Source organism: Clostridium sp. AF34-13 (genome assembly GCF_003477845.1).
Classification (GTDB): domain Bacteria; phylum Bacillota; class Clostridia; order Lachnospirales; family Lachnospiraceae; genus Butyribacter; species Butyribacter intestini.
On the sequence record NZ_QUEB01000009.1, the window covers coordinates 14,865 to 28,310 of the forward strand.

Annotated in this window: 10 protein-coding genes; all 10 read left to right on the forward strand. The window is 36.9% G+C overall.

Annotated features, from left to right (window positions below):
• Positions 1-58: 58 nt before the first annotated feature.
• The 10 genes from DWZ63_RS08745 to DWZ63_RS08790 all read left to right on the forward strand — a co-directional run bounded on the left by DWZ63_RS08745 (position 59) and on the right by DWZ63_RS08790 (position 13,222).
• Entirely contained in the window at positions 59-688 is a 630-nt protein-coding gene (locus DWZ63_RS08745; protein ID WP_118499667.1) for an ABC transporter ATP-binding protein, read from the forward strand.
• A 71-nt stretch (positions 689-759) separates the two neighbouring features.
• Positions 760-1,329, forward strand: coding sequence for a sigma-70 family RNA polymerase sigma factor (locus DWZ63_RS08750; protein ID WP_055944636.1), 570 nt, complete (start codon positions 760-762; stop codon positions 1,327-1,329).
• A 23-nt stretch (positions 1,330-1,352) separates the two neighbouring features.
• On the forward strand, positions 1,353-2,057 hold the full coding sequence (locus DWZ63_RS08755) for a DUF4367 domain-containing protein (protein WP_055944633.1): 705 nt from the start codon (positions 1,353-1,355) through the stop codon (positions 2,055-2,057).
• A 342-nt stretch (positions 2,058-2,399) separates the two neighbouring features.
• Entirely contained in the window at positions 2,400-4,967 is a 2,568-nt protein-coding gene (hemC, locus tag DWZ63_RS08760; RefSeq protein WP_055944630.1) for a hydroxymethylbilane synthase, read from the forward strand.
• A gap of 199 nt (positions 4,968-5,166) precedes the next feature.
• Positions 5,167-6,450 carry a glutamate-1-semialdehyde 2,1-aminomutase gene (hemL, locus tag DWZ63_RS08765; RefSeq protein ID WP_330672401.1) on the forward strand — a complete coding sequence of 428 codons (1,284 nt, stop codon included), beginning with the start codon at positions 5,167-5,169 and terminating at the stop codon, positions 6,448-6,450.
• The gene (gene hemA / locus DWZ63_RS08770) at positions 6,447-7,622 is read left to right on the forward strand and encodes a glutamyl-tRNA reductase (RefSeq protein ID WP_055944627.1); all 1,176 of its coding nucleotides are present in this window, start codon (positions 6,447-6,449) and stop codon (positions 7,620-7,622) included. The genes hemL and hemA overlap by 4 nt, the downstream gene beginning before the upstream one ends.
• A gap of 135 nt (positions 7,623-7,757) precedes the next feature.
• Positions 7,758-8,735, forward strand: a complete 978-nt coding sequence (hemB, locus tag DWZ63_RS08775) for a porphobilinogen synthase (protein WP_055944624.1) — start codon at positions 7,758-7,760, stop codon at positions 8,733-8,735.
• A 50-nt stretch (positions 8,736-8,785) separates the two neighbouring features.
• Complete coding sequence (locus DWZ63_RS08780) at positions 8,786-9,412, forward strand: methylated-DNA--[protein]-cysteine S-methyltransferase (protein WP_022013861.1); 627 nt, start codon at positions 8,786-8,788, stop codon at positions 9,410-9,412.
• A gap of 250 nt (positions 9,413-9,662) precedes the next feature.
• A complete protein-coding gene (locus DWZ63_RS08785) occupies positions 9,663-11,669 on the forward strand; it encodes an aryl-sulfate sulfotransferase (protein ID WP_118499519.1) in 2,007 nt (668 codons plus the stop codon).
• A 332-nt stretch (positions 11,670-12,001) separates the two neighbouring features.
• Entirely contained in the window at positions 12,002-13,222 is a 1,221-nt protein-coding gene (locus DWZ63_RS08790) for a hypothetical protein (RefSeq protein ID WP_055944618.1), read from the forward strand.
• The last annotated feature ends 224 nt before the right edge of the window (positions 13,223-13,446 follow it).

The window sequence follows — 13,446 nt, forward strand, 5'->3', positions numbered from 1 at the left end:
GATTATGATAGTTTCACAAAAATTTATAGATAACATGGATATACGGAAAGGAAGAACGATTATGAAAATAGAGATTAAAAATCTAACAAAAAAGATTAAGGGTAATACGGTACTTGAAAATGTGAATCATACTTTTGAAAGTGGAAGAGTATATGGACTTCATGGAAGAAACGGAAGTGGAAAGACAATGCTTTTAAGAAGTATCTGTGGTCTTATACTCCCGACTGAGGGAAGTGTTGTTATTGACGGAAAGGTTGTCGGAAAAGACATTGAATTTCCGGAGAGTGTCGGCATAATCATTGAGCATATGAGCATGGTCGATGATATGACAGGATTTGATAACCTGAAAGCTTTAGCTAAGATAAACAACAGTGTATCAGACGATGATATAAGGATGTGTCTTGCGGATGTGGGACTTGACCCTGAGGATAAAAGAAAAGTAAAAAAATATTCTCTCGGAATGAAACAGAAATTAAATATAGCACAGGCTGTTATGGAGAAGCCGAAACTCTTACTGCTTGATGAACCGACAAACGGACTTGATAAGGAGAGCATCGCAAAGTTTTATGACATACTTAAAAGGCTTAAGGCTGACGGAACGCTTATTATAATAGCAAGCCATATAACCGAGGATTTAGATGCATTGTGCGATGAAATAATAGAAGTGGAAGAGGGAAAGTTGGTATAGTATGGGATAAAATCGTTACTGTTTGTACCGTTGGCATCAACAGTAACAAATAAATGAACGGAGGAAAAGATTTGAAGAAGAATAAACTTGATTGGGATTATGAAGAACAAGAAAAATTTGATCAGCTATATAATGCATATTCAAAACTTATGTATTATATAGCTTTTGATGTATTAAAAGATGAAGGTCTTGCTCAGGATGCGGTGCAGGAAGCTTTTATTAATATTTCTAAAAGTTTTTCAAAAATAAAAGAAAAAGATTGCCAGGAACTTAAGGGATTTATTGTTGTAGTAATTAGAAGAGTAGCAATAAATATGTATAATAAACGAAAAAGAAATAATGTTGTATCATTTGAAGAATTATATGAAAAAGGTATTTTGAGTAAGCATGGATTAAAAGAAGATAGTACATTTCAAAATGATTTTACGGAATCAGCGGAAGATAATAAAGTCGTGTATTATATACGTAAATTGCCTGAAAAATACGCAGATATAATGTTGTTTTATTATGTTTATGGTTATACTGCTGATGAAATAGCCAAAATGTTTGATATGAATATAGCAACGGTGTATTCATATCTGAGCAGAGGCAGAAAAAAGCTGGAGAAACTTCTGGATGGAAAAAAAATTTTGATTAGTTAAATGATGGTAGGGAGGATAAGTTTATGAACGATAAGGAAATAAGAGATTATCTTAAGGTGTATGAAAGAGAAGTGGAGAAAAAATATGATGATGTTGACTTGGAAAAAATTCAGTTACCCAGTGACTTTAAGGAACGGACAAAGGATAAGATTATTAGTGGGAGAAATGATGAAAAAACCACAGAATACAGGAAACATAAAATTTTAAGATTACTTACTAAAGCTTCTGCTATAGTTGTTTTTATAAGTTCGGTTTTATTCGCTGCCACAAAAATGGATGCTAATATATTTGGATTTGATGCTTGGAAAACGACAAAGATAGATAAGAATTCAGGTGGGAATGTTGGTATAACTTACGATCAAAATAAGAAAACTAAAGAAAATGGGGCAGATAAAGCTAAGGAAAGAAAAAAAGATTTTCCTGATTATGTGCCTGAAGTTTATAAGATAAGTGAACAAAATACTGATGAAGACTTTAGTTATATAAAATGGGTTGAAAATAAGAAGTATTTATTTTATTCAAAAAATAAAATTTTAAAAGACGCCAGATATTCAGGAAGGGATATAGATGGCAGAAAAGTAAGTATTGCCGGTTATGTGGGTTATATATATGAAGAACAGGGGGAGAGAACATTGCAATGGAATGATGATAAATATATAAATACCATTGGCACAGACGATGATATGGATGAAAGCGAGTTGTTTAAGATGGCTGAGAGTATGTATTAGTCGTAACAAATGGAAGGCTGAACTGTTATTATTAGTCATGTTCATTTTAAAGCATACTTGACTGCGGGTGTATTGTATTAATGATTTTCAGTTAAATAACGCAGGATAAATTTTCAGCCTGCAAGACGGAAGAATGAGCCGTAGCGGGCTACGGCGATTGATGACAACGCAGCAGATGGAAAGTTATACAAGTTATTTGACGAAATATCAATGATACAGTACACTGAGTTATATAGGATGTATTATAATTAAAAACGAATGATGCCGCTGTGGATTGCATTATTGTTATCTGTTTTGCACATTGCATCAAACAAATCCGATATACATAGAAACGAGGTCAGTATGATTAGGATAGGAACAAGGAAAAGTAAACTTGCTTTAATTCAGACAGAGCTTGTCAAAACTCAGATCTTAAAATATTTTCCGAATGAAAAAATTGAGATTGTCCATGTGGTTACGCATGGTGATAAGGTTCTTGATAAGCCGCTCGGTGAGATTGGCGGAAAAGGTGTTTTTACAAAAGAGATTGAGGAAAAGCTGCTCGACAAAACCATAGATATTGCCGTTCATAGTGCAAAGGATGTGCCTATGGAACTTGCGGATGGGCTTTGTCTTGGGGCGGTTCTTTTAAGGGATGACAACAGGGATGTTATTCTAAAAAGGAAAGAAACAAAAAAAATCGGTGCAGGCAGTATCATCGGAACAAGCAGCTTGAGGAGAGAAATCCAGATAAAGCAGATTTCCCCGGATGTTACGATAAAATCACTGAGGGGCAATGTCGGAACAAGGATAGATAAATTAAAATCAGGTGAGTATGATGCTATTATTCTTGCGGCGGCAGGGTTAAAAAGGCTTGGTCTTGACAATGATACAGAGCTTGATTATATATACCCTGACGAGGAGAAATTTATATCTGCGGCAGGGCAGGGGATTCTTGCAATCGAGTGCAGAAATGGTGATTTAAAAGATGTAATGGCGGTACTTGATGACAGAAAGGCAAGGATATGTCTTGAAGCTGAGCGTGAATTTTTAAAATGTCTTGACGGAAGCTGTAATGCACCATGCGGTGCTCATTGTACGGTGGATGAGCACGGTTTTTATTTCAGGGGAATGTATGCTTATGATGGAAAAACTCCAAAGTATGCTGTTATAAATGAAAAAACGGATGAACAGTGGGAAAAAATCTCTGAGCCTGTCAATGCAGATAATACGGATTTAAAATTTGCCATTAGTCTTGCAAAAAGGCTTGTTGATGTTTTGAAATCTGATGCTAAGAATACTGATATTAAAAATGAGAATGGAAATAAAAAATGTTGTGTAAATTTAAAATCAGATAATGGAAATACTGATAAAAAAGATATTGATATAAATACGAAAAAAGATGAACTAAAAAAGTCATTTACTGGTAATAAAGGAATGGTTTCTCTTGTCGGTGCGGGTCCGGGAAAGAGGGATTATCTTAGTATCGAGGCTCTAAGATGTATTAAAAAGGCGGATGTTATCGTATATGATGCACTTATCTCACCGTCAATATTAAATGAAGCGAAGATGGATGCAGAGCTTATCTATGTTGGAAAAAGGGCTGATACGATTTATAAAAAACAGCCTGAGATAAACGAACTTCTCGTAAATCTTGCTTTGAGCGGAAAATATGTTGTGCGTCTTAAGGGGGGTGACCCCTTTATTTTTGGTAGAGGAGGCGAGGAGGCTTTAGCACTTAAAAAAGCGGGGATAAGCTATGAAATCGTGTCAGGAATTTCTTCTTCGTACAGTGTCCCGGCAAGTGCAGGTATTCCGGTAACGCATCGGGGGGCTGCTTCATCGGTTCATATTATTACGGGGCATGAACATCCTGCAAAGCCATCAGAAGCTCTTGATTTTTCTGTTATTGCAAAAGAGGAGGGAACTCTTGTATTTCTGATGGGACTTAGAAGTCTTGGAAATATCTGTGAAAAACTTATCAAAAACGGAAAGAACGGAGAAACCCCCGTGGCTGTTATATCAAAAGGAATGACGGCAAAACAGAGGACTGTATATGGAAATCTGCTTACTATTAAGGATGAGGTCCGAAAAAATAATATAGAAGCACCGGCAATAATAGTGGTCGGTGATGTTGTCGGAGTCGGAAAACAGATATGTGAGTGGCAGAGCAAAAATGAAAAAAAAGTGCTTAGCGGAAAGCGGATACTTGTAACAGGTTCAAGGAATATGGCGGACAGTCTTGAAAAAGAATTTGAGCAGTACGGCGGTGAGACGATTGCGATAAGCCTTGTTGAGACAATACCTGATTACAGTGATTGTGATGATATATTTAATAATCTTGAAAAATATTCATGGTTTATCTTTACAAGTGCAAATGGTGTAAATATTTTCTTTGACAGGCTGAGAAATTTAAGAGTAGATATACGAAAACTTGCAAATGCCAGATTTGCCGTAGTGGGTACATCGACAAAGAAAGCACTCGAAAAATATGGTTTATATGCGGATTTTATACCATCAAAATTTACATCAAAAATATTGGCGGAGGAATTGTCAAAAGAATTGACAGATAAGGATAAAATACTTATTGTAAGAGGAAAGCAGGGTAAAAACTTTATCGAGGATAAATTTAGTGAAATGTCGGTTGAGTTTGATAAAATCTGCATTTATGAGACAATTCAGGACGAAAGGCGTGCTGACGAAGTAAAAAGGATATGTCCTGATGTTGATTATATTGTCGTGACAAGCGGCTCAGGTGCAAGAGCATTAAGGGATATGGCAGGTTGTGAGAATGACAATATCGTTGCGATAGGTCCGGTGACAAAGAGGGACTGCGAGGAGGCAGGACTGAGGGTGAAACTTGTTGCAGAGGAGTTTGATGCAAGAGGTATTGTGGATGTTATTGTAAGGGATGTTGAAAAACAAGGGTAGGCTGTGATGATTGTACAGTTACCGTACAATCTATTACAGGTAAAGATAGTTTTAAAATAGATATTATAATTTAAGATAAAGATAGTTTCATAATATAAATTTAGAAGAATAATTAATTATACTATATAGATATATAGAATTTATATAGGTATTATTAAGATGAATATTTGTAAATATAGATATGGAGGTACTTTTTAAGATGAATATAAGGTCGAATATGGAAAATTCTAAGGTTTTGTTTGAGAAGTCACTTGAGAAGATTCCCGGTGGTGTTAATAGTCCGGTGAGAGCATTTGGCAGTGTCGGAGGTTCACCTCTTTTTATAAAAAGTGCTAATGCCGACCACATTTACGATGTGGATGGCAATGAATTTATTGATTATGTATGTTCGTGGGGACCAGGAATTTTAGGTCATGCACATCCACAGGTTATCGAAGCGGTAAAAAAAGCCTGTGTTGACGGTCTTACTTTTGGTGCTCCTACTAAAAAAGAATTGGAGCTTGCTGAACTTATAACTGATGCAATGCCATCTATTGAGAAAGTAAGGCTTGTAAATTCGGGGACAGAAGCTACGATGAGTGCCATTCGTACTGCAAGAGGCTATACGGGCAGAGATATGATAATAAAGTTCAGGGGAAATTATCACGGTCACTCTGACGGGCTTCTTGTGAAAGCTGGTTCGGCAGCTCTTACGACTGCTGTTCCTGATAGTGCGGGAGTTCCGGCTTCTTATACGCAGAATACTCTTGTTGCAGAGTACAATAATGAGGACTCCGTAAGAGAACTTATGGAGCAGTATGGTGAAAATGTTGCCGCAATCATAGTTGAGCCTGTAGCCGCCAATATGGGGGTTGTTCCTCCGAAAGAGGGATTTTTAAAATTTCTTCGTGATATTACATTAAAATATGGAACAGTTCTTATATTTGACGAGGTTATAACAGGATTCAGGCTTAAATTTGGCGGAGCACAGGAGTATTTTGGTGTTAAGCCGGACATGACTACGCTCGGTAAGATTGTCGGCGGTGGTATGCCTATCGCTGCATATGGCGGAAAAAAAGAGATAATGGACAGGGTTTCTCCGACAGGACCGGTTTATCAGGCTGGTACATTGTCAGGAAATCCTATTGCGACAACGGCAGGAATTGAAACTCTTAAGATTTTAAAAGCACATCCTGAATACTATAAACAGATAGATGAGAGTGCAAAAAAACTTGCAGATGCGTACAGAAAGATGGCAAAAGAGAAAAACATTCCTCTCCATGTAAATCAGATAGGTTCGCTTTTATCTGCGTTCCAGACAGGTGAGGTCGTGGATGATTATGATAGTGCACTTACATCTGATACAAACGCATATACAGAATATTTCTGGAAAATGCTCGACAATGGGATTTATGTTGCACCTGCACAGTTTGAAGCAATGTTTGTATCAGTCGCACATACAAAAGAGGATATCGAGAGGACTTGTGAGGTTATCAGTTTATGAGCATACAATTACTTTGCGTTAGTCATAAGACCGCAGATACAAAGATAAGAGGTCTGTTTGCATTTGATGATGATGCAAAGGCGAGGATAATGGAAAGGCTTATAAGTTCGCCTTATATAAATGAAGCGGTACTTCTTGCAACTTGCAACAGAACGGAACTTTATTGCGAAGTCAGGGAAAAAACAGAGACAGCGGTGCTTTTTATGCAGCAGGTACTTTTAGAAGAAGCCGGAGTTTCAGAAAATTCAGAAATTCAGGATGTAATATTAAGATACGAAGAAAAAAAGGCGGTTCATCATCTTTTTATGGTGGCGGCAGGTCTTGACTCTGTTGTGCTTGGTGAAGACCAGATTTTGGGACAGGTAAAAAATGCTTATCTTGCAAGTGACAAAAAAGGATATATAGGAAATTCGTTTCACTCACTTTTTCAGGCAGCGATGGCGGCGGCAAAGAAAGTAAAGACAGACACACCTATGTCAAAGACTTCCGTATCGACTGCAAGTCTTGCACTAAAGCAGGCGGGCGAGAAATTTGGTACATTATCCGGAAAAAACATTATGATAATAGGTGCGTCCGGAAAAATCGGAAATATAGTTATGCTGGATGCACTTGATATAGAGGGAGCAAATGTTTATGTAACCGCAAGAAACCACATTCCAGAGAAAAATGCGAGATGCAATATAATAGATTACAAAGACAGATATGAACATATGGAAAAGATGGATGTTATAATAAGTGCAACATCAAGTCCGCATTATACTGTCACAAGAAAGCATTTTGAGGAAAAGGAGCACAAAAATAAAGTTGTGTTTATCGACCTTGCAGTTCCGTTTGACATATCGCCTGATATAGAGGAAATACAGGGTGTGGCGAGATATTCAATGGAAGATATGGATAGGCTTGCCGCAAAAAACAATGAATTAAAGAAAAGTTATTTGTGCGATGCAAAAGAGATAATAAGAGAATATGAGCAGGAATATCTCAAAAATGAGATATTTAGGGCAAACCGTGAAAAAATAGATAGATTTATGGCATATATCAAAGAAAATGCTGAGAAAAAATCACTGGATGCGGCGGTTCATAAGATGATTTTTGATATAAAAGAAAAGAGTAATGCACAGGAATTTCAGGATTTTGTGGAAATAATTGCAAAAATACAGTGGTATTGTTGATTTATCGACGAGATATTATTGCTGTATGATTAAAATATGTATTGATGCAGAGGGAAAAATAATTTTTGTACTAAACATTATATTTTTGATAACAAATTTTGTGAGAAAAACAGATATAAAGAAAAGAGGGCAAATATGATACAGAGAGCAAGAAGATTAAGACAAAATGAGATATTAAGGAAGATGGTGAGGGAAACAAGAATGGATAAGTCATCGCTTGTTTATCCTATGTTTGTAAGAGAAGGAGAGAATATAGTAGAGGAAATCCCGTCTATGGAGGGACAGTTCCGTTATAGTATAGACAGAATGTCCGAGAAACTTGAAAGTCTTAAAAAAGCAGGTGTTAAAAGTGTTATCCTGTTTGGCATACCTGATGTAAAAGACGAAGTCGGAAGTGGTGCTTATGATGATGATGGAATCGTGCAGAGAGCTTTAAGAGCTGCAAAAAAAGATTTTTCAGATATGTATTTTATAACAGATGTGTGTATGTGCGAATATACTTCACACGGTCATTGCGGACTGCTCTGCGGTCATGATGTAGACAATGATTCCACACTTGAACTTTTGGCAAAGACAGCGGTTTCTCATGTAAAAGCCGGTGCGGATATGGTTGCACCGTCAGATATGATGGATGGAAGAGTGCTCGCTATCAGAAATGCACTCGATGAGAATGGATTTACCAACACACCGATAATGTCATATGCCGTGAAATATGCATCATCATTTTATTCACCGTTTAGGGATGCTGCAGGCTCAGCACCGTCTTTTGGTGACAGAAAATCTTATCAGATGGATTATCATAACAGAAAAGAGGGCATAAAAGAAGCATTGCAGGATGTTGAAGAAGGAGCGGACATCATTATGGTAAAACCTGCAATGAGTTATCTTGACATAGTGAGGGAAGTTGTTGATATAGTGGATGTGCCTGTGGCAACATACAGTGTGAGCGGAGAGTATGCTATGGTAAAAGCGGCTGCAAAAGCAGGCTGCATAGACGAGGAAAAGATAGTGTGTGAGATGGCAGCAGCAACCTACAGAGCTGGTTCAAGCATATATCTTACTTATTTTGCTGAGCAGATAGCAGAGTATATGGATAGAGGACTGCTTGGGTAGTGAAAATAGGTGGAAAGATGAGGGGTATATGGACGAGAGGAGAACGAACAATGACAACAAGAGAAGAAGCATTAAACTTCGGACTTTCATTTCCAAACACTTACCAGAGTGCTCCGTTTCACGATGAAAACTGGCAGCTTGTGCGTGTAAAAGGAAGTAAAAAGGTTTTTTTATGGACATATGAAAGAAACGGCTTCATCAACCTTAATGTAAAGGTAAATGATGAGTGGCGTGACTTTTGGAGAGATGCTTTTGAGTCTGTTATTCCGGGGTGGCATCAGAATAAGGAAAACTGGAACACTATCATTCTTGACGGCTCAATTCCTGACAAGGATATTAAAAGGATGATTACGGAAAGCTATGAGATAGTGACTGACAGTCCCACTAAGAGGATTTACGAGGCGGTTAAAAAAATCCCCGCAGGAAAAGTTGCAACTTACGGGCAGGTTGCGGCTATGGCTGGCAATCCTAAAATGTCAAGAGCCGTCGGCAATGCCCTGCACAAAAATCCAGACCCGGAGAATATACCGTGCTTCCGTGTGGTAAATTCTAAGGGGGAACTTTCGGGAGCATTTGCGTTCGGCGGTGAAAACGAACAGAAAAAAAGACTCGAAGCTGACGGCATAAAGGTTGAAGATGGCAGGGTGGAGCTTAGTCGGTATGGAGTTGATTGGTAAAACAAAACTGACACAAAAATAAAACAAAACTGACACGAAATTTTCGTCCCGGTGACACGAATTATCTTTATCATATATTTAATCTTGACAGGTACATGATTTATATGTAGAAAAATGCACTTTTTTGTGATATAGGAATTTAAGCCATATCATGCAGTTAAAGCATTATTATATGATAACAAAATGAACTACCAGAATTTTTAGTTCAGAAGAATTTGAGAGTACATCAAAATAAAAAGGAGTCACCGGAATGAATATTAAGAGTCAGTTAAGCAATGTGATAAAAAAGAAATTATTTAATACATTTATAATCAATGAAGAAGTTTTTTCACAGATGGCTGAAAAAGAACAGCTTTCAGAAAATCAGGAAAAATACGGATATGCTACAAATATTGAAAATGTTCAACAGTCTATGGCGGTGCAGACTTATAAAAAAGAACTGGCGATAAAGCGCATTTTAGACAATGATATTTACAGTTTCAAAAATGCTCTTTTGATATTAAATCCTTATAAAATATCGTTGTTGACGGCAGTGCTGCTTTTTAACACTGAGATGCAATGTATGGTGAGATATGTGATAAAAGGGATTCGTGGCTCTAAAGATTATACGGTGTGTGATGAGACATACACAACAAGACACAGAGTTCCGATAATAGGTCTTTATGAAAATGCTTATAACCTTGTTCAGGTGTATCTTTTAGATGCTGACAAAAATGTACTTGATATGAACAAGATAATGATACATACGCCTAAACTTAGAGGAAAACTCGAAACGAATGTAAATGTGACGGGGCAGACGGATGAAAAAGACGACAGATTTATGCTTGTGACAGGCGGTTACAGCGGTTCAACTTATGCCTTTGATGAAAATGGAAATGTCCGATTTATACTTGGAAGACCGTCGCATCCTTATGGCATACATGAGCTTGGCAATGGAAGATTTTTATATGCTGAAAAATATATGCGTCAGCCTAATTACGGAAATGCACATTCTGTGGTGATGCACGAGATGGACTATATGGGTCGTGTTTATAAGACATTTCTTCATCCAAACGGATTTCATCATTGGGCAGTGAGAGAAAAAAATACCGGAAATTATCTTATAGCATCAAGTTCGATAAATGATTCATTTGCAGAAAACATGATAATTGAAATAGATGCGGAAACGGGAAATGTGCTAAGAAGCATAAATGTGAATGAGCTGTTTGATGATACATATGTTACGAGAAGTGACTGGGCACATATAAATTCATTTGACTACATAGCTGAAGAGGACTGCGTCATAGTATCAATGAGAAATATACACACGATAGCGAAGATAAGTCTTAAAGATAATGAACTTGTATGGATTATTGCAAATCCAAAATTTTATAAGAATACAGCACAAAAGGACAAGGTATTAAGACCGGCAGAGAGTATGGAATGGTTTTTTCAGCAGCATGCGGTTTCACTTTTAGATTATGACAGTGATGCAGGGAAATATAAGATTATCTTATTTGACAACCATACGGCTAATCGAAGACCCGTAAGATATTTTGATAAGATAGAGGGCTCAAATGTACTTATATTAAATATAGATGAAAAAAAGGGAACAGTGTCAAAGGAAAAAAGAGTGCCGACTGCTTTAAGTATCACACGCTCGAACGCATTTGTGACAGATGACGGAGATTATATATATGCGATGTGTGGAAATCTGAAAGAGGAGATTGACGGCTGCAGGGCAAAAATATATAAATATGACTATCAGACAGGTAAATGTGTAAAAGAAATATCCTGTAAAAAGGATTTCTTTAGTGGAAGCGAGATGAAATTTGATGCAAAAGAATTATCGAAATCTGTTTGCGGTGACGGAGATATAATTGTAGGGGAACTTAAAGCTCCAACATATAAAGAGGGAAATTTTGAAAATCTCAGCAATGCCATTGCCATAAATGAGTATGAAGAAAGTGATGATGTGGAGTGCTTTGAAAACGGTCTTCCTGTCATTGTTCGTATAGTCGGAGACCTATTGCAGATATACGGCAGGGATCACTTGGTAAAAAAGGTGTATCTCTACAATGAAAATGGAACATATGAGCAGGATTTCTCAGATACGGAGCAGAAAAGTCAGATATTTATAAAGCAGAAATACTATGTAAATGTGCCGTTAGACAGGATAAAAAACGGGAGTTATAATATTGCATTAAATATAGATGATAAAATTTACACCACAGAGTATTTTATAAAAAGTAACAGGCTGAACTGTTACTATAAATAAGCATTGCAAAAATATGTGATTGACATTAAACAAAATATTGTGTACTGTTATAATGTATGACATTCTAAAATCATTATTATAATGTTATATGTTATGCATGAATATGTGACTTGTTTTTGTCATATAAATATGCGAAACTGATATTAAAATGTACTCTCGGAATCTTCTGAACGAAGAATATCGAGGTGGATTTTTGATATGCAATAACATTTTCGTAGTGCTTACACGGTGTGTACGACGAGAAACTGGAAACAATATATCGGAAATCCAGCCGAAAGGACTCGTTTTGAGGAGATACAGAGGGTATATTAAAAACCAAAGGAGGATATGAAGTGAAAAAATCAGTTAAATTTTTAGTTGCTACAGTTGCACTTACAGCGGGTATGCTTGTCTTTTCTAAGGCAGACAGTAAGGCGGCAGTAACAGGAGTTACACAGACAGAGGGGGATAATAGCAGTATAGGTCTTCAGTGGAATGCGGATCTTGGAGCTAAAAGTTATGCGATTCAGTTTAGCCAGGACGGAAGTACATGGGTTACTGTACAGACTACATCATCTGCAAGTGATACGGTCTATTCTCTCACGGCAGGAAGTACATATTATGCGAGAGTTGGAAGTTTTTCTACATATTCATGGAAAATTGATAAGACTAATACACCGACACCAGCTTCAGGATGGTCAGAGCCTGTCGAAGTAGTTACAGCTCCAAATGCAGATGGTATGACACTTATTCAGACGGGCGCTGCGACAAATAGTGTTACGATGAAAAGTTCAGATGTTGTCGGAGCTAATCTGTATCAGTTATATACAGGTGATTTTCAGATAGGTGAAAGCACAACAAGTACAATAAAGTCTTCGGTGGCACTTAATACTGGAACAAGCTACGATGTGAAATGTTATCCTTGCCGTAAAGCAGAGACAACAGGATTTATAGCAAAATCCGGTTATGCAAGTAAATGGGGAGTAAAAACACTTACCAACAAAGTAGATTCTTCTAACTTTGGATTTACAAATATCTGGTATAATTTGAATGATTATAAGATAGGTATCTACGCTGATTCAGCAGTAGGAGCATATGACGGAGTTCAGGTTCAGCTTCAGACACCGGCAGGAAAAAATAAAAGAACTTGTTCAAATGCTGGAAACACAGTCGAGATAACAAATTTCAACGGTACATTTTATCGTTACAGAATTCGTACATATGTGTCATGCGGCAACAATAAAAAGGCATACAGTGCATGGAGCAGTTACAGATATGCAGGACTTTCTTCAAAAATATCTGCAAAGGCAAATAAAAAAAGTGTGAAATTAAGCTGGTCAAAAGTAAAAAATGCTTCAGGTTATAAGGTGATGATTTCTACAAGTAAGGAGTCTGGTTTTAAGACTGTTAAATCAACTAAAGCAAAGACAACAGCCCTTACTATTAAAAAATGCGGTAAAAGTAAGATTAAAAAGCATAAGACATATTATATAAGAATACTTGCAAGCACAAAGTCAGGTAAGAAAACTTATAAGAGTGACCTTATAAACACATACGAATTTTATATTTACTAGTGTAGTGTATCATTGATTTTCAGCTAAATAACGCAGCGTAAATTTTCATTCTGCAAGGCGGAGGAATGAGCCGTAGCGGGCTACGGCGATTGACAACAACACAGCAAATGGAAATTTATGCAAGTTATTTGGCGAAATGTCATTGATACAGTACACTAGAATGTATTAAGAAAAGAACATTTTTAATATGGGATAATTAAAGAACTGCTGTTTTGGATGCATAT